General features: G+C 70.6%; 14 protein-coding genes. 9 read left to right on the top strand and 5 right to left on the bottom strand.

Annotation, left to right across the window (positions count from 1 at the left end; translation table 11 throughout):
• The 6 genes from BLV01_RS15755 to BLV01_RS15730 all read left to right on the top strand — a co-directional run bounded on the left by BLV01_RS15755 (position 1) and on the right by BLV01_RS15730 (position 6,897).
• Positions 1–621: a GNAT family N-acetyltransferase gene (locus BLV01_RS15755; RefSeq protein ID WP_091801625.1), complete on the top strand. Its 621-nt coding sequence runs from the start codon at positions 1–3 to the stop codon at positions 619–621.
• A complete protein-coding gene (gene argC, locus BLV01_RS15750; protein WP_091801622.1) occupies positions 614–1,579 on the top strand; it encodes an N-acetyl-gamma-glutamyl-phosphate reductase in 966 nt (321 codons plus the stop codon). The genes BLV01_RS15755 and argC overlap by 8 nt, the downstream gene beginning before the upstream one ends.
• A 171-nt stretch (positions 1,580–1,750) precedes the next feature.
• Entirely contained in the window at positions 1,751–3,082 is a 1,332-nt protein-coding gene (proS, locus tag BLV01_RS15745; RefSeq protein ID WP_091801619.1) for a proline--tRNA ligase, read from the top strand.
• 34 nt (positions 3,083–3,116) lie between these two features.
• The gene (argH, locus tag BLV01_RS15740; RefSeq protein ID WP_091801616.1) at positions 3,117–4,406 is read left to right on the top strand and encodes an argininosuccinate lyase; all 1,290 of its coding nucleotides are present in this window, start codon (positions 3,117–3,119) and stop codon (positions 4,404–4,406) included.
• Positions 4,403–5,620, top strand: a complete 1,218-nt coding sequence (gene proB / locus BLV01_RS15735) for a glutamate 5-kinase (protein ID WP_091801613.1) — start codon at positions 4,403–4,405, stop codon at positions 5,618–5,620. The genes argH and proB overlap by 4 nt, the downstream gene beginning before the upstream one ends.
• Complete coding sequence (locus BLV01_RS15730; RefSeq protein WP_091801610.1) at positions 5,617–6,897, top strand: glutamate-5-semialdehyde dehydrogenase; 1,281 nt, start codon at positions 5,617–5,619, stop codon at positions 6,895–6,897. The genes proB and BLV01_RS15730 overlap by 4 nt, the downstream gene beginning before the upstream one ends.
• Positions 6,898–6,984: 87 nt before the next feature.
• On the opposite strand, the gene BLV01_RS15725 is transcribed toward BLV01_RS15730, so the two are convergent.
• A complete protein-coding gene (locus BLV01_RS15725; protein WP_091801607.1) occupies positions 6,985–7,815 on the bottom strand; it encodes a thioesterase family protein in 831 nt (276 codons plus the stop codon).
• 131 nt (positions 7,816–7,946) lie between these two features.
• Here BLV01_RS15725 and BLV01_RS15720 point away from each other — a divergent pair, with 131 nt between their 5' ends.
• The 3 genes from BLV01_RS15720 (at position 7,947) to BLV01_RS15710 (ending at position 14,140) form a co-directional block, all read left to right on the top strand.
• Positions 7,947–8,825, top strand: coding sequence for an alpha/beta fold hydrolase (locus BLV01_RS15720; RefSeq protein WP_175485998.1), 879 nt, complete (start codon positions 7,947–7,949; stop codon positions 8,823–8,825).
• Positions 8,826–9,156: 331 nt separating this feature from the next.
• Positions 9,157–12,987 (top strand): non-ribosomal peptide synthetase, encoded by a 3,831-nt coding sequence (locus tag BLV01_RS15715; protein ID WP_139178759.1) that lies wholly within the window; start codon positions 9,157–9,159, stop codon positions 12,985–12,987.
• A 76-nt stretch (positions 12,988–13,063) separates the two neighbouring features.
• A complete protein-coding gene (locus BLV01_RS15710; RefSeq protein WP_091801596.1) occupies positions 13,064–14,140 on the top strand; it encodes a flavin-containing monooxygenase in 1,077 nt (358 codons plus the stop codon).
• Between the two features lie 8 nt (positions 14,141–14,148).
• Here the strand turns inward: BLV01_RS15710 and BLV01_RS15705 are convergent, their stop codons facing one another.
• From BLV01_RS15705 to BLV01_RS15690, 4 genes are all read right to left on the bottom strand, one after another.
• Positions 14,149–15,339, bottom strand: coding sequence for an acyl-CoA dehydrogenase family protein (locus tag BLV01_RS15705; protein ID WP_091801593.1), 1,191 nt, complete (start codon positions 15,337–15,339; stop codon positions 14,149–14,151).
• Positions 15,336–17,030 (bottom strand): fatty acyl-AMP ligase, encoded by a 1,695-nt coding sequence (locus tag BLV01_RS15700; protein ID WP_091801590.1) that lies wholly within the window; start codon positions 17,028–17,030, stop codon positions 15,336–15,338. Before BLV01_RS15700 ends, BLV01_RS15705 begins: the two co-directional genes overlap by 4 nt.
• Positions 17,031–17,102: 72 nt before the next feature.
• The gene (locus BLV01_RS15695) at positions 17,103–17,396 is read right to left on the bottom strand and encodes an acyl carrier protein (protein WP_091801587.1); all 294 of its coding nucleotides are present in this window, start codon (positions 17,394–17,396) and stop codon (positions 17,103–17,105) included.
• Between the two features lie 301 nt (positions 17,397–17,697).
• On the bottom strand, positions 17,698–18,096 hold the full coding sequence (locus tag BLV01_RS15690; protein WP_091801584.1) for a hypothetical protein: 399 nt from the start codon (positions 18,094–18,096) through the stop codon (positions 17,698–17,700).
• Positions 18,097–18,282: the final 186 nt, after the last annotated feature.

Raw genomic sequence — 18,282 nt, 5'->3', positions numbered from 1 at the left:
ATGCCCGGCAACGAAGCCTGGAGCCTGCAGCCGCGCCTGAGCGGCGAACACGTGACGCTGGAGCCGCTGGACTGCGCCCACGCCGACGGCCTGCGCGCGGCCCTGGCCGGCGGCGAACTGGCCAAGGCCTGGTACACCAACGTGCCGGCGCCCGAGGGCGTGGACGGCTACATCGAGGCCGCGCTGGCGATGCAGCAGCGCGGCAGCGCCTGGGCCTTCGCCGTGCGCGACGCGCGCGGCGAGGTGGTCGGCAGCACCCGCTACTACGACATGGACGCGGCGGTGCCGCGCGTCCAGATCGGCTACACCTTCTACGCCCCGCGGGTACAGCGCACCGGCCTGAACACGCAAGCCAAGCTGCTGTTGCTGGGATACGCGTTCGAAACCCTGGGCTGCATTGCGGTAGGCTTCGAAACCAGCTGGTTCAACCTGGCCTCGCGCACCGCGATCGCGCGCCTGGGCGCCAAGCAGGACGGCGTGCTGCGCAACCACCGCCGCCACGCCGACGGCAGCCCGCGCGACACGGTCGCGTTCTCGATCATCGATACGGAGTGGCCGGCGGTGAAGCGCAGCCTGCACTACAAGCTGGACCAACACGCGGCGGGAGCGGCCCATGGCTAAGTCGATAGGCATCGTAGGCGCGCGCGGACACGTCGGCGCCGACCTGGTCCGGCTGATCGCCGCGCACCCGCAGTTCGAGCTGGCCTTCGTGTCCTCGCGCGAACTGGCCGGCCAGAAACTCGCCGACCATATTCCCGAATACGCGGCCAAGAACCCCGAGTTGCGCTACAGCTCGCCGAGCCACGAAGAACTGCCCGGCCTGGGTGCCGACGCGGTGGTGCTGGCGCTGCCCAACGGCAAGGCCGCCGATTGCTTGGCCGCGTTCGACGCGGCCGGCGTCGACCCGGTGATCATCGACCTGTCGGCCGACTACCGCTTCGACGACCGCTGGTACTACGGCCTGCCCGAACTGACCCGCGCCGGCTTCCACGGCCAGCGCCGGATCAGCAATCCCGGCTGCTACGCCAGCGCCATGCAACTGGCGATCGCGCCCTTGCTCAACGTGCTGGAAGGGCCGGTGCAGTGCTTCGGCGTGTCCGGTTACTCCGGCGCGGGCACCACGCCCTCGGACAAGAACGATCCCGAAAAGCTGCGCGACAACCTGATGCCGTACGCGCTGACCGGCCACCTGCACGAGCGCGAAGTGACCCGCCACCTCGGCCATCCGGTCGAGTTCATGCCGCACGTGGCGCCGCATTTCCGCGGCCTCACCGTCACCTCGAACCTGCACCTGGAACGCCGCTTCGACCGCGAGGAACTGGTCGAGCACTATCACCGCCACTACGACGGCGAGCCGCTGGTCGACGTGACCGACGCGGCGCCGTGGGTCAGCGACATCGCCGGCAAGCACCATGTCGATGTCGGCGGCTTCGTGCTGTCCGAAGACGGCCGCCGGGTCGTGGTGGTGTCGACGCTCGACAACCTGCTCAAGGGCGCGGCGACCCAGGCGCTGCAGAACCTCAACCTGGCCTTCGGCCTGGACGAACTGGCCGGCATCCAGGCGCATCCGCGACCGTGATGTCCTGACGCGTCCGCTCTTCGCGAGGGGACAGGGGATCCGCTGGGTCGCGCGTGCGCCGCATTGCAGGCGAACGCCGCGGCCGAGGACTCCCCGGGCCTGCTTCCTCGAAGGATCGTTTGCCAGGAAATCCGGCCGCCTTTCCGGCCGGGCGTTCGGAGTGCCACCGCCATGCGTCTGTCGCGTTATCTGCTGCCCACCCTGAAGGAAAACCCCGCCGAGGCGCAGATCGCCTCGCACCGCCTGATGCTGCGCGCCGGCCTGATCCGCCAGGAAGCCGCCGGCATCTACTCGTGGCTGCCGGCCGGCCTGCGCACATTGCGCAAGATCGAAGCCATCGTGCGCGAGGAAATGAACCGCGCCGGCGCGCTGGAACTGCTGATGCCGACCCTGCAGCTGGCCGACCTGTGGCGCGAAAGCGGCCGCTACGACGCCTACGGCCCGGAAATGCTGCGCATCCGCGACCGCCACGAGCGCGAGCTGCTGTACGGGCCCACCAACGAGGACATGGTCACCGCGATCTTCCGCGCCAACGTCAAGAGCTATCGCGCGCTGCCGATGAACCTCTACCACGTGCAGTGGAAGTTCCGCGACGAACAGCGCCCGCGCTTCGGGGTGATGCGCGGGCGCGAGTTCCTGATGAAGGACGCGTACTCGTTCGACATCGACGAAGCCGCCGCGCGCCGCTCCTACCAGCGCATGTTCGTCGCCTACCTGCGCACCTTCGCCCGCATGGGCATCCGCGCGATCCCGATGCGCGCCGAGACCGGCCCCATCGGCGGCGATCTCTCGCACGAGTTCCTGGTGCTGGCGCAGACCGGCGAATCGGCGGTGTACTGCGACCAGGCCGTGCTCGACCTGCCGATCCCGGGCGCCGGCGTCGATTACGACGGCGACCTCGACCCGATCGTCCAGCAATGGACCGCGCCGTACGCCGCCACCGAGGACGTGCACGACTTCGAGCGCTTCGAGCGCGAAGTGCCGGCCGAACGCCGCCTGCAGACCCGCGGCATCGAAGTCGGCCAAGTGTTCTACTTCGGCACCAAGTACTCGGCGCCGATGAAGGCGCTGGTGACCGGCGCCGACGGCGGCGACAAGCCCGTCCACGGCGGCTCCTACGGCATCGGCGTGTCGCGGTTGCTCGGCGCGATCATCGAGGCCGGGCACGACGCCGCCGGCATCGTATGGCCCGACGCGGTGGCGCCGTTCAACGTCGGCATCGTCGACCTCGACCCGGGCGATGCGCAGATCGACGCGGTCTGCGCCGGCGTGCAGGACTCGCTGGAAGCGATGGGCCTGGACGCGCTGCACGACGACACCGACGAGCGCCCCGGGGTGAAGTTCGCGCGCATGGACCTGCTCGGCCTGCCGTGGCAGCTGATCGTCGGCCGCCGCGGCCTGGCGCAGGGCACGGTCGAGCTCAAGCGCCGCGCCACCGGCGAGCGGCTGACGCTGGCGCCGCACGACGCCGTCGCCCACATCGCCAACCACCTTCCTTCCTGATCCTTCTCCAGACCGCATCCGAGCGAACGCCCCCATGTCCGATCTGCTTTGGCAAAAACCCGGCGTCAAGGTCGACGCGCGCATCCAGAACTTCCTCGCCGGCGAGGACGTGATCCTCGACCGCGAGTTCTTCGTGTTCGACATCCAGGCCAGCCGCGCGCATGCGCAGGGCCTGCAGCAGATCGGCATCCTCAGCGCCGAGGAGCTCGACGGCCTCTCGCGCGAGCTCGACGCGCTGGCCGAGGACTTCCAGGCCGGCCGCTTCGTCCTCGACGAACGCTTCGAGGACGGCCACTCCGCGATCGAAGGCCGCCTGATCGAGCGCCTGGGCGACGCCGGCCGCAAGATCCACACCGGCCGCAGCCGCAACGACCAGATCCTGGTCGCCACCCGGCTGTGGCTCAAGGACCGGCTCGCGCGCGTCTACGCGCTGTGCGTGGAGACCGCCGAGGTCGCGCTGGCGCGCGCCGGCGCCGAACGCGACCTGCCGATGCCGGGCTACACCCATCTGCAGCGCGCGGTGGTGTCCAGCGCCGGCATGTGGTGGGCGGCCTGGGCCGAAGGCTTCATCGACAACGCGGTGCGCGCGCGGCAGTCGCTGGAATGGGTCGATGCCAACCCGCTCGGCAGCGCCGCCGGCTACGGCGTCAACCTGCCGCTGGCGCGCGACCACACCACCGCCGCGCTCGGCTTCGGCCGCATGCAGGTGGCCGCGGCCTACGCGCAGCTGTCGCGCGGCAAGTTCGAACTCGGCGCGATCGACGCGCTGGCGACGGCCTTGCTCGACCTGCGCCGCTTGGCCTGGGACCTGAGCCTGTTCACCAGCGCCGAATTCGGCTTCGTCGCGCTGCCGGCCGAATACACCACCGGCAGCTCGATCATGCCGAACAAGCGCAACCCCGACGTGATCGAACTGATGCGCGCCAGCTACGCCGCCGTCGCCGCCGCGCGCACCGAGATCGAGAACCTGCTGTCGCTGCCCTCGGGCTATCACCGCGACCTGCAGTTCTCCAAGGGCGCGATCTTCCACGCCTTCGGCCGCGGCCTGGGCGCGCTGGAACTGCTGCCGGACCTGCTGCGCAACCTGGAGTGGAAGCCGCAGGCGCTGCGCGCCGCGCTCGATCCGTCGATGTACGCCACCGACCTCGCCGTCGATCTGGCCCGCCAGGGCCTGCCGTTCCGCGACGCCTACAAGCAGGCCGCCGACCCGGCGCGCTGGGCCCAGGGCGACCCGGAAGCGAGCCTGGCCGCGCGCGTCTCGCCCGGCGCCGCCGCCGACCTGCGCCTTGACGTGCTGCAAGCGCGTTTGAAGGACCTCGCATGAGCGCCACGGCAAAGGACTTCGCTGCGCAGCCTTTGCCGAACTGGCGCCGCGCCGTGCTCAAGGTCGGCAGCAGCCTGCTGGCCGGGTTCGACGGCGGTGGGCTCGACCCGCGCCATGCCGCGGGCCTGGCGCGTTTCATCGAAAGCGCGCGCGAACAGCAGCGCGAAGTGGTGTTGGTCTCGTCCGGCGCGGTCGCCGCCGGGCGCAGCCGGATCAAGGCCGGCGGCGACGGGCTGGTGCTGCGGCAGGCGCTGGCCTCGCTCGGCCAGGCCTCGCTGATCGCGTTCTGGCAGCAATTGTCGAGCGTGCCGGTGGCGCAGGTGCTGCTGACCCACGACGACCTGCGCAACCGCCGCCGCTACCTCAACGCCCGCGCCTCGCTGCGCGAGCTGTTGCGCCTGGGCGCGCTGCCGGTGATCAACGAAAACGACACCGTCGCCGTCGACGAGCTCAAGCTCGGCGACAACGACAACCTCGCCGCCGCGGTGGCCTCGCTGGTCGACGCCGACCTGCTGCTGATCGCCACCGACATCGGCGGCCTGTACAGCGGCCACCCGCAGCGCGACCCGAGCGCGCGCCCGATCGAACGCGTCGTCGCGGTCACCCCCGAACTGCTGCTCGCCGCCAGCGGCGGCGCCGGCGCGCTCGGCACCGGCGGCATGCGCACCAAGCTCGAAGCCGCGGCCAAGGCCGCCACCGCCGGCATCGCCACCGCGCTGTTCTGCGGGCGCGACGGCGATGTCGTCGACGCCCTGGCCGGCGGCACCCTGCACGGCACCCTGGTGCCCGCGCAGAGCGACCGCCTGCGCGCGCGCAAGCAATGGCTGCGCCACGCGCCCGCCAGCGGCGGCCTGCGCATCGACGCCGGCGCCGCCAACGCGCTGCGCGTACGCGGCGCCTCGCTGCTGCCCGGCGGCGTGGTCGCGGTGGAGGGCGAATTCCGCCGCGGCGACGTGGTCGAACTGCGCGTGGCCGAAGGCGGCGAAGCGGTCGGCCGCGGCCTGGTGCAGTACAACTCGGCCGAACTGGGACGGATCAAGGGCCGGCACAGCCGCGACATCGAAGCCGTGCTCGGCTTCCGTTATGGCGAATCGGTGGTGCATCGCGACGATCTGGTGATGCTGGGCGACAAAGCGGCCTTCGCAACCGCGGTTCCGGAAACAGGAATCGAACCTGCGACCCACCTGTCGGGCAAGAACGAGGCAACGCCGTGAGCGGTTACGTACGCACCCTGGCCGAACGCGCCCGCGAGGCTTCGCGGGTCCTGGCCGCGCTCGACGGCGCCGAGCGCGCCGCGCTGATCGCGGCGATGGCCGGGCAGCTCGATGCGCAGGCCGACGCCATCCTCGCCGCCAACGCCGAAGACGTGGCCCGCGGCGAAGCCGCCGGCCTCAGCGCGGCGATGCTCGACCGCCTGCGCCTGGACCCGCAACGCCTCGACGCCATCGCCGGCGCCCTGCGCGAGGTGGCCGCGCAGCCCGATCCGCTCGACGGCGTCACCCGCAGCGAAACCCGCGCCGACGGTCTGGTCATCGAACGCAGGCGCGTTCCGCTGGGATTGATCGCGATGATCTACGAATCGCGGCCCAACGTGACCGCCGATGCCGCCGCGCTGTGCCTGAAGGCCGGCAACGCCGTGCTGCTGCGCGGCGGCTCGGAAGCGCGCGCCAGCAACGCCGCCATCGCCGCGGCCTTGCACACCGCGCTGCGCGAACGCGGCCTGCCCGTCGCCGCGGTGTCGCTGATCGAGGACACCGCGCGCGAACACGTGCTGGAGCTGCTGCAGCTGTCCGAACTGATCGACCTGGCGATCCCGCGCGGCGGCGAGAGCCTGATCCGCTTCGTCGCCGAGCACGCGCGCGTGCCGGTAATCAAGCACTACAAGGGCGTGTGCCATCTCTACGTGGACCGCGCCGCCGACCTCGAGCTGGCGCTGAACCTGCTGGTGGACGGCAAGGCCTCGCGCCCGGGCGTGTGCAACGCGCTGGAAACGCTGCTGGTGCACCAGGACATCGCGCCTGCGTTCGTGCCGCGCGCGCTGGCGGCGTTGTCCGGCCGCGGGGTGCAGGTGCGCGGCTGCGAACGCATCCGCGCGCTGGCGGGCGAGGGCGGTTTCGAGGTGGCGGCGGCCGACGACGGCGACTACGCCGCCGAATACCTCGACCTGATCATCGCCGCGCGCGTGGTCGACGGCCTCGACGACGCCCTGGCGCACATCGCGCAGTACGGCTCCGACCACACCGAAGTGATCGCCACCGCCGACCCCGCCGCCGCCGACGCCTTCGTCCGCCGCACCCGCAGTTCGGCGGTGATGGTCAACGCGTCCTCGCGCTTCAACGACGGCGGCCAACTCGGCCTGGGCGCGGAGATCGGCATCTCCACCACGCGCCTGCACGCCTACGGCCCGATGGGCGTGGAGTCGCTGACCATCGAGCGCTTCGTGGTGCGCGGGGCGGGGCAGGTGCGCCACGCTGAGTCGCTCAACCGCTGAACCCCTGTAGGCGCGGCGCTAGCCGCGACCGCAGGGCGACCCGCTCGCGCCGCAAACCGGGATTCGCGGTCGCGGCTTGCGCCGCGCCTACAGGGAGCGGCCCGGCGGCATGGCCACCGGCCGCACCGTCAGGCACTGGCTGACCGTTCCCACCAGCCCCTCGCGGTCGTGGACCCAGCTGTGCGTCAGCCCGATCCCGTCGGGCCCGAAGCTGACCGAGGTATCGAACCCGATCCACCCGCCGACCGGTGCGCGCAACAGGTGCGCGGTGAGGTCGAGATTCGGAAATACCGCTTGCTCCGGCGCGACCCGCGGCGTCGCGCCGTTGGCGATGTCGACCAGCCCCATCAGCCGCGCCGTCGGGCTGACGGTTTCGCCCTGCAGCAACGCGATGTCGGTATCGACCCAGAACGCGCAGCGCCCCGGCGCCTGCTCGCGTCGCCGCGCGCGCACGCTGCGCACGAAGCCGCCCGGCCACACGCTGCCGAAGTCCCACGGCGGCAGTCGCTCGGGCGCAGGAAGCGGCGGTTGCGGCGTTCCGGCCAGGCCGGCGGTGTCGGTCCGGGCCAGCCACCACGCGTGCAGCACCACCGCGGTGCGCCCGCCGTGCACGATGCGCGCTTCCACCAGTTCGATGGTCCGGCCGGGCCGGATCACCTCCAGCTCGACCTCGAACGGCGCCATCGGCAGCACGCCGTGAATATCGAAGCACAGCCGGCCGAGGACGAGGCCGTCGTCGCGGCGTCGGTCGCGATCGCGCTCGATCAGATGCGTCAGCAAGCCGAACGCCGGCGCGATGTGCTGCTCGCGCGGGTTCCAGCCGCCGCCGACATGGGCGCTGGGCGCGAAACGCAGCTCGCCGAGCGGTTCGAAATACCAGGGGGTGTCGTGGTCGTGCGGGCGGTCTGCGGCGCTCATCGGAAGGCTCGGGAGTGAAGCGAAAGCGTGCGCCCCGTGGGGCGGTCTCGGACGGGGTGCGGTCTATACTCCGCCAGGATCATCGCATCGGGGCATCGGGTATGCGAACAGCCATCGATGGCTTTCCCGCGTTGCGCGCGTGGCGGGACGCCGGCGAATTCATCCTCGTGCGCGGCCGGCGCATCTACTGCCGCCGCGCGGGCGCGGGGCCGCGGCTGTTGTTGATCCACGGTTTCCCGACCAGCAGCCTGGACTGGGCGCCGATGTGGCCGATGCTGACCTCGCGCTTCGAGGTGCTCGCCTTCGATCTGCTGGGCCTGGGCTTTTCCGCCAAACCGCGCGGCCACGGCTACCGGGTGCGCGAGCAGGCCGACCTGGCCGAAGCGGTCGCGCATCATTACGGCTGGGACGCCGCGTTCGTGCTCGCCCACGATTACGGCGACACGGTCGCGCAAGAACTGCTCGCCCGGAGCGGCCAGGGCGACGCGAACGCCGCGCTGCGCATCGTTCGCCTGTGCCTGCTCAACGGCGGCCTGTTTCCGGAAACCCATCGGGCGCGGCTGATCCAGCGATTGCTCGCATCGCCGCTCGGGCCCGGATTGGTCGGGCTGATGAGCCGGCGCAGTTTCGCGCGCAGCCTCAACGCCTTGTTCTCGCCGACGCGGCCGCTCGGCGAGGCGGGGGTCGACGAGTACTGGGCGCTGCTGCAGCACGAACAAGGCCTGCATGCGGTGCCGTCGCTGCTCGGGTACATGGCCGAGCGCCGGCGCGAACGTTCGCGCTGGGTCGGCGCGCTGCAAACCGCGCGGATGCCGGTGCGCCTGGTCTGCGGCGCGCTCGATCCGGTCAGCGGGCTGCACATGTGCGAACGCTATCGCGAACTCGTCCCGCACGCCGATGTCGTGGTGCTGGACGATGTCGGCCACTTTCCGCAACTGGAAGACCCGCAGCGGGTGTTCGCCGCGGCCGCGGATTTTTTTCTCGACGACGGCGCGCCGGCCCGCGGGTGATCGGCTCCGGCGTTCCGCGCAAGGGCACGCACCGGCCAGGGCGATGGGGCGGGTGTAGATACCGGCCGCGGTCGTTCCTGCCTGCCCTCGATGGGGCCATCGCCGACCGGTCGCGGCCGGTTTTTCCGTGTCTGACAGGGGCGCCGGCGCGAATCGCGGAACGCGAGACGAGAAAATGTAATTAAGCGTCATTCTGGGCAGCGTCCTGCTTTTTTCCAGGCGCAGCGCGAGGATTCTCGACGACTTATGTGCTCGGTTGACGCCCTGTAGGCGCCAATGTAGTGTCCGGCCGAAGGACGAAACAGGTATAGGGTAAGGAGAACCCGTGCTAGTGAGCCCGCCCTCGAACGACGGGACCATCGCAGTGCCGGACGTCAGTCCCGCCCGCGCCGATTTCCCGCTGACCGACATGCAACGCCTGCTCGTCGTGAGCGCTTCCGACGGCATGGAGTACGCGTTGCATCCGCACCTCTATTTCGAGGTGGAACGCCCCGGCCTCGATATCGATCGCTTCGTGTCCGCGATCGCTCGCGTGATCGAGCGCCACCGGCGCAACATCGTCGCGGTGACGCCGGATCTGCGGCTGCGCCAGGTCGACGACGTACAGCCGCCGCACGTGGCCGTCTGGGACCTGCGCGGGCGCTCCGAGCTGGCGACCACGCAAGGGCTGCTGCAGATTCGACAGCGGATGGCGAATCAGCCGCTGCCGATGGACCGCTGGCCCTGGCTCGACTTCCAGCTCACGCGCTACGGCGAGAGCGACGTGCGGCTGCACGTCAACTTCAGCAACCTGTTTCTCGACCAGTCGTCGGGGCTGCGCCTGCTTTGCGAGATCGAGCAGTACTACGCGAATCCGCAGATCGAACTGCCCGCGGACCCGGTGAGCATCGAAGCGGTTTCCTCCGCGTTGGCGCAGCGGCACGAGGCCGCCGACCGCGCGCGCGCCTATTGGGCCGAGCGCGTGGCGGCGCTGCCCGCACCGCCCGACCTGCCGACCGCGCGCCTGCACGGCAACCCGGGCTTGAACCGGCGCCGTCTGCTGCTCGACGCGGCGGCCTGGAGCGCTTTCACCGCCGGCGCCACGCTGCACGGCATGAGCCCGACGACGGCGTTGCTCGCGGTGTACGGCGAAATCGTCGCGCGTTTCAGCGGCTCGCGCCATTTCATCCTCAACCAGATGATCACGCGCCGCCTGCTCAGGCGGATTCCCGGCGCCGAGTCGGTGCTGGGCAATCTCGGCGCGATCTATCCGCTCGAATTCGATTGGCGCGGGACGGCGTCGCTGCAGGAACGCGCGCGCCGCCTGCAGGCGACGATCATCGGCGACCTCGGGCGCACCGATTGGTCGGGCGTCGACGTGCTCGAAGCCTTGAATACCCGCCACCGTTCGCAAGGCCGCGCCGCGTGTCCGTTCGTGGTCTCCTCGGGTTTGGCCGGAGGCGAGCAGGAAGCGTTCGGCTACAGCAAGCTGGCGACGCCGCAGGTGTTGCTCGATCACCAGTTCTTCGCGCTTCGCGGCGGCCGCGTCGAAATCATTTGGGACGTCGTCGAGGCGGCGTTCCCCGCGGGGTTCATCGATGCGCTGTGCGCTGCGCACGAAGCGCTGATACGCAGGTTGGCCGACGATCCGGACGGATGGCTGGCGACGACGACGCTGGTAGCGCCCGACAGCGCGGCGGCGCCGACGCAAGCCGGCCCCACGCGGCCGCTGCATGCGGGCCGCCTGTCGGACGGCCTGACGCTCGCAGCCTGCCTTTCGCCCGAGCGTGCGGCCGTCGTCTGCGGCGACGATGCGTTGAGCTACGGCGAACTGGCCGCGGCCGCCGAGGCCCTGGCGAAGGCGCTGTGCGCCCACGGCGTCCGCCCGGGCGATCGCGTCGCCATCGTCCTGGCCAAGGGCACTGCGCAGATGATCGCGGTGCATGCGGCGCTGCTCGCAGGCGCCGCGTACGTGCCGATCGACCCGGCGTGGCCGCAGCGGCGCATCGAGCAACTGGTCGGCGACATCGGCGCAGCGGCCGTCCTCGGCGCCGACGCCGGCGAATGCCAGGGCGTGCCGGTTATCCAGGTCCGCGGCGCCGCCGCAGCCAGCGCCAGCGCGGACTGCGCCAGCGTGGAACTGCCGGGCGGCCTCGACCCGTCCGCGCTGGCGTACGTCATCTACACCTCCGGCTCCACCGGGCAACCCAAGGGCGTCGCGCTGGATCATCGCGGGCCGGTCAACACGATCCTCGACGTCAACAGCGAGCTCGGCATCGTCGCGCAGGACGTGCTGTTCGGGGTGTCGTCGCTGTCGTTCGACCTGTCGGTCTACGACATCTTCGGTGCGGCGATGGCGGGCGCGACGCTGGTCCTGCCCGATCCCGCCGACCACACCCCGCACGCGTGGCTGGCGGCGATGCTCGAGCGGCAGGTCACGGTGTGGAATTCGGCGCCGGCGTTGATGCAGCTGCTGGTCGATGTCGCGCGCGCCGAAGGCGTGCAGCTGCCCGCGCTGCGCATCGTGATGCTGTCCGGCGACTGGATCGCGCTGTCGCTGCCCGAAGACATCAAGGCGATCGCGCCGAATGCGAAAGTGATCAGCCTCGGCGGCGCGACCGAGGCGTCGATCTGGTCGATCTGGCATCCCATCGATGCGGTCGATCCGAAGTGGCGCAGCATCCCCTACGGCCGGCCGATGGCGAACCAACCCTGGTACGTGCTGGACGAGCAGGGCGACCAAACGCCGACCTGGACCACGGGCCAACTGCATATCGGCGGCGTCGGCCTGGCGCAGGGCTATTGGGGCGATCCCGACAAGACCGCGGCGGCGTTCGCGACCCACCGCGCCACCGGCGAGCGGATCTACCGCACCGGCGATCTCGGCCGCCGGCTGCCCGACGGCAACATCGAGCTGATCGGGCGCATCGATGCGCAATGCAAGATCCAGGGGCATCGAGTCGAGCCCGGCGAAGTCGAGCACGTGCTGGCCGCCGATCCGCGGGTCAAGGACGCCGTCGTCGTCGTGGCCGGCGAGGCCCGGCAAAAGCAACTGCGCGCGTTCGTGGTCCTTCAGGAAGGCGGTAGCCCCGGCGACGGCGAGCGCATCCGCGCCAGCCTGGTCGAGCGGCTGCCGAGCTATCTGGTTCCCGGGCAGATCACGGTGATCGCCAGCCTGCCCGTCACCTCCAACGGAAAGCTCGACCGCGCCGCGCTGCTCGCGCTGGCCGAACCCAGCGCCGAGGCCGGCGCCGAGTACGTCGCCCCGCGCACCGAGCTCGAGCGTCAGATCGTCGCGGTGTGGAAAGACGTGCTGGGCGTGGAAACCATCGGCGTCGAAGACGACTTCTTCAACCTCGGCGGGCAATCCTTCACCGCGTTGCGCGCGGTGGCTGCGCTTCGCTCGAAGGCCAAGATCGCAGTTTCGCTCGGCGGGCTGATCGAGTCGCGCACCGTCGCGCGCCTGGCCAGCCTGGTGACCGGGCAGCGGCTGTCCAACGCGTTGGTGCCGCTGCACCCCGGAACCGGGCCGGCGTTGTTCATGGTGCATCCGGCCGGCGGGTCGGTCGCCGCCTATCGCGAGCTGGCGCGCGATCTCGATCGCGCCAGTTTCGGACTCGCCGCGAGCGAGCCGCTGCCGGCCACCCTCGAAGCGCTGGCGCAGCGCTACGTGGCCGAGGTGCGCGCCGCGGCGCCGGGCCCGTACACGCTGCTGGGATGGTCGTCGGGCGCGGTGATCGCGCTGGAGATGGTCGCGCAACTCGAAGCGGCGGGGGAAACGGTGGCGCAGTTGATCGTGCTGGATGCGCCCGCGCCGACGGACCCGCCTCCCGGCGCCGTCGACGAGGCGACCTTGCAGGACTGGTTCCGGGAAGACACCGCCGGCGCCGACCTGCTCGCCACGGAACTGCATCATGTCTACCCGGTGTTCGCGCAGATCGTGAACGCCTGCCGCAGCTACCGGCCCGGCATCGTGTCCGCGGACGTGGCGCTGATCCGGGCGCGCGATGGGCGGGTCAGCGAATACGCGGGGCACCCGCGCGAGGCCGCGGCCGATTGGGGCTGGTCGTCGCGCACCCGCGGCACGGTGGCCGCGCGCGTCGTCGCCGGCACCCACCACAGCCTGTTCGCCTCGCAGCACATCGCCGAGGTGGTGGCCGCACTGCGGGAGCTCGCCCGATGACCGTCCTGCGCCGTCGCCCATCCCCGCCAACGCTATCCGCGCCGACGCCCGTTCGCGTCGGCGCGGCGGAGTAATCATGTCCAGTTCGAGCCTGTCCGACGGCCGCGGCGACCTGCCCACCGACATCGACGTCGTCGTGATCGGTGCCGGCCAAGCCGGCCTCGCCGTCGGCCATACGCTCAAACAGGCGGGCGTGAGTTTCGTCATCCTCGACGCCGCGAACCAGCTCGGCGCGTCCTGGACCACGCGCTGGGATTCGTTGCGGCTGTTCACCTCGGCGCGCTATTGCGGTCTGCCCGGACTGCCGTTCCCCGGCGATCCGGATCGATACCCGGTCAAGGACGAAGTGCCGGACTACTTCCGCAGCTACGCGGCGAGGTTCGAGCTGCCGATCCGTCTGGGCACGCCGGTGGTTTCGGTCGCCCGCTCCGGCGACGGCTTCACGGTGACCACGCCGGCCGGCAGGATCGCCGCGCGCCAGGTCGTGGCCGCGGTCGGCGCGTTCCAGACGCCGGCCATCCCCGCGTTTTCGCAGCGGCTCGCGCCGTCGGTGACCCAGCTGCATTCGCACGACTACCGCAACCCCGGCCAGATTCCCGCCGGCAGGGTCGCGGTGATCGGCGCGGCGAACTCGGGCCTGCAGATCGCGGCCGAGCTGTCCGCCAGCCATGAAGTGGTGGTCTGCCGCGGCCGCAGGCAGCCGCGGCTGCCGCAGCGGATACTGGGCCGCGATGCGTTCTGGTGGTTGTCCAGGTGCGGAATCCTGCGCCTGCCGACCAACACGCCGCTGGCGCGGCGCCTGGCGCTGCCCGATCCGGTGGTCGGCACGAAAATCGACGAACTCGCGCGCAGCGTCGGCTTCGCCGGGCGCGCCGTCGATGCCGAAGGCGCGCGACTCATCACCGCCGACGGCCAGCGGATCGAGGTGTCGACCGTGCTGTGGGCGAGCGGATACCGCAACGACTGGTCGTGGCTGGACGCGGAGCTGCTCGGCGCGGACGGACAGCCGCAGCACGACGCGGGCATCGGCGCATCCGGACTGCATTTCGTCGGCCTGTACCGCATGCGCAACCGCGGCTCGGCCTTGCTCGGCTTCGTCGGCCGCGATGCGCAGCGGGTCGGGGCGGCGGTCGCGCGGCGTAGCCGGCGCTGAGCCGGCGGTCAGCCCGCGGGCTCGGGCTGCCACTCGTCGACGAGTCGATCGTAGCTCGCGTAATCCGGCTCCAGCCCGGCGGCGACGATCTCCCACAGCATTTCGTCGGTGCCGCCGCCGATGCGCGCCATCTTCGCGTCGCGCCACCAACGGCCGAGCGGCGATTCCGCCTCCAGCACGCCGGCGCTGCCGAAGATGTGCATGCACTCGGACATCACTTCGCATCCCAGCCGGACCACGGTGACCTTCGCGGCCGAGCAGGAACGCACGTTGAAGCCGGCGGCGTTGGCGATCAGCCCGTTCAAGGCCAGGCGCATCATGTCGACCCGCGCCTGCAAGTCGGCGACCCGCAGCCGCAAGGCCTGATGGTCGAACAGCGCGACGCCGAAGGTCTTGCGTCGCTTCATCCGGGCGACGGTCACGCCCAACGCCAGCTGGCACGCGCCGAGGATCTGCGCGGCCATGGCGAAACGCTCCTGGGCCAAGGCCCAACTGAGCACGGCCAGGCCGGTGCCGGGGCGGGCGATCATCATCTCGGCGGGCACCCAGGTGTCGAAGAACACCGGCGCGGTGCTGATGCTGCGGGCGCCGACGGTCGCGAACGCCTTGCCGACGCGAAGCTGCGAGGTCGGCGCGAGGAACAGCGCGAGATCGTCGCGGCCTTCGTGGCTGTCGTCGATGCCGCGCAGCGCGAGCACCACGTAGTCGGCCACCGGCGAGGGCGAAGCCATCTTCTTGTGGCCGCGCAGGCGATAGCCGCCGTCTTCGCGCACGGCGGTGGAGCTGAGCCCCAGCATGTCCGAGCCGGCGCCGGCCTCGGTCGCGGAGATGCACAACACGGCGTCGCCCGCGATCGCCTGGGCGGCGACTTCGCGCAGGCGGTCGGAGCGGCCGAACCGGCGCAGCATCGCGATCGCCGAGTCGTGCAGGGTGACGCCGGAGGCGATGCCGCCAGCCCCGAGCCGGCCGAAGCGCTCGGACAAGGCCAGGGTGTGTTCCAGCGCGGGCACCGGGCGCTCCTGCCATTTCGCGGCGAAGATGCCTTCCCGGCCGAGCAGTTCGATGATGCTGCGCGGGAACGCGCCGGAGGCTTCCGCGTCGTCGACGATCCGGCGGGTCGATTCCCGCGCCAGGACTGCGTCCAGGTGCTCCTTGAATGCGGCGATATCGGAAAACGAGGTTTCCATGTGCAGGGTCATGGCGAGCCGATCGGTTCGTGGTGTCGTGGGTTGTGCGCGGCCTGCAGCAGGGCCAGCTCGGTTTCGACGATGGCGATGGTGGCCGAGCGCTTGGGCTTGCCCGAGGGCGTCTTCGGCAGCGTGCGCGGCGGGACCACCGAGACCAGCCGCGGGCTGACGCCGAAGGCCGCATAGACGGCGTCGGATACGCCGCTCTTGATGCGTGCGCTCGACTCGCCGTCGGCGCTGTCGCCGGCTTCGACCACGACCGCGAACTCTTCGCGTATCCCCGCGGCGGCCAGCGCCACCGCGATGGCGTTGCCCGCGCGCACGCCGTCGACGCGGCAGGCCGCGCGCTCGATGTCGCCGGGGAAGATGTTGCGCCCGGCGACGATGATCATGTCCTTCAACCGGCCGCAGACCACGACCTCGCCGGTTTCGGTGACATAACCCATGTCGCCGGTGCTGAACCAGCCGTCGTCGCCGAGCAGCGACTGCCTTCCGCTGGCGGTGAGGTAATAGCGCGAGACGGCATCGCCACGGATCTTGAGTTCGCCGACCGTGCGCGCCTTGGCGTCGGCGCCGGCCGCGTCGCCGACGCGGATCTCGATGCCGGGCACCGGCTTGCCGAGCCTGGCCAGGCGCCGCGCGGCGTCGTCGCTGCGCGGCGTCGCGTACGATTCGAGTTCGATCGCGGCCTGATCCACCGCATCGAACTGCACCCCCTCGCCGGTTTCGGAGAACGAGATGGCGAGGGTGGCTTCCGCCATCCCGTAGGCGGCGACGAAGGCTTTGTCGTCGAGCCCGAAGCGGGCGCCGGATTCGAGCACCGCGGCGACGGTCGCGTGATCGATGGGCTCGGCGCCGCTGAGCGCGAAGCGCAGCGACGACAGGTCGAACGCGCCGTCGGCGGCCGCGCGCAGGTAGCGCGCGAGCAGGGCGTAGGCGAAGTTCGGCCCTGCGGTCATGGTGCCGCGGTACTTGGCGATCAACGACGGCCACAGCCGCGGCGACCTGAGGAATTCCCCGGGCGCGGCGCAAACCGCTTCCGCGCCCACCTGCATGGGCAACACCAGGAAGCCGATCATGCCCATGTCGTGGAACAGCGGCAGCCAGCTCACCAATACATCGACTTGCGGGTCGAGCTTGGACGCGGCGACCATCGCCGCCGCGTTCTGGTGCAGATTGCGGTGCGAGATCGCCACGGCCTTCGGCAGCCCCGTCGAGCCCGAGGTCAGCTGCAGGAATGCGATGTCGTCCTCGCCGCACTGCACGGGTTCGATGGCGGTGCCCTCGGCCAATGTGTCGGCGCCGACGACGGTCATGCCCTTGGCTTCGAAGATCGGCAGCGTGCGCGCGAACGCGTCGCCGACGACGGCGAGCTTGGCGCCGATCATGTCGAGCACCGCGAAGGTGTCTTCCGCCCAGGCGTCGAGGTCGGCCCGCGGACCGGGCTGGTGCAGCATCGTCACCGACGCGCCGCGCATCCAGATGGCCTGGATCGCCGGGGCGATGCCGGCGGGCTCGCCCATCAGCACGCCGACCGCGTCGCCGGGATTCACGCCGGCCGCGGCGAGCGCGCCGGCCATGCGGCGTGCGATCTCATGGATGTCCTGCCACGTACGCCGGACGGGCTGTTGCGGCTCGCCCGTGACCAGGCCTTTGCCGGACGCGGGCGCGGCGACGAATACGTCGTGGGTGAATCTGCTCATGATCCGATCGGTCCTTGATCTTCCGGTTCCGCGCGGCCGGCGACGGAGGCGATCCGTCCCGGCCCCCGGGCGTTACGGGGCGGGAAGTCCGGCGGTGGCGGGCATTGCGGCGGCGGGCGCGACGCGATTGCAGGTGCGTTCGATGAGCTGGACCACGTCCGCGACCGTCTTGCAGACGATGAGTTCTTCCTGGCGCAGCGTCACGCCCAGCTGTTCCTCGATCGACACCAGGCCGATGGCGAAGGCGATGGAGTCGAAGCCCAGTTCGCCGATCAGCGCGGCGCCGGGGTGGACACGGGCGGGGTCGATCGCGAGTTCGTCGCGGAACACGGCGACGAGGGTTTCGTAGACGGTTGTTTCAGACATGAATCACTCCTTTGATTTCATACTTCGAGCGTAACACAAGCGCGAATTGCATCCAGCTTGCTTCACCGACAGGCACAAGCGCTTTGTTGCGATCTTCAAAAATGTATTGGCGGCCACAGTTAATTCATGGCAAAGCCATTAGGGATTCGACTCGATCGGGTCGGGGTCGGGAAACGCTTGCAGGAGCGCTCCAGATCCGACGCTTGGCCGACCGGACTTGGGCAAGAATTCGACCCCTCGGCCGCTGCGCCCTGCGGTCGAGCGCATGCGAACGCTCGCCCAAGCTGCGAATCGATTCCGGTCAATTCCGGCAGGCGCATTCCACCAGCGAGGCCTTGTCGTTCCAGCGGCTGCCGACATAGCGGTAACTCTTGTTGCTGCGGAAATGCGCGCCATAGCCGCGCGGCGGGATGCGGCTGCCGTCGATGTGCTCGCTCAAGGTGACGGTGCAGCCGCTGCGGACGCGGAACGACGAAATCTGGTCGTTCCAGTCGGCCTTCCAGTGAATCTGGCAATCGCTGTGGGAACAGGTTTGGTTGATGCCGGGGTCCCTGAGCCCGGCCAGGCGCTCGCCCGCACCCAGGCCCCAATGGGCGCCCTGGTAATCGCGGTGCTGATAGACCGTGCAGTCCTGCGCGGCCGACGGCAGCGCCGCCAGGCCGAGGCCGGCGGCAAGGACGAGGGTAAAGTAGCCTTTCATGGTCGCCTCCGATGCGAATGCGAGGCCGTTGCCTCGCAGACGAGGAAACGCGAGAGCTCGGACCGGGCGGCCTTGAGTGCGGCGTTGGAGTTTCCTCGCGCGGTCGGGGTGGACTCAACCACGCGCGCGCAGCGTCGGCGAACGCTTCTACGGTCTGTTCATGTCGAAGCGCGGGCGTGCGCGCCG

This window comes from Lysobacter sp. yr284, from assembly GCF_900107375.1.
In the GTDB taxonomy this organism is placed as follows: domain Bacteria; phylum Pseudomonadota; class Gammaproteobacteria; order Xanthomonadales; family Xanthomonadaceae; genus Lysobacter.
The sequence above is the reverse complement of the archived record's forward strand: the minus strand, read 5'-3'. Positions and strand labels throughout refer to the sequence as shown.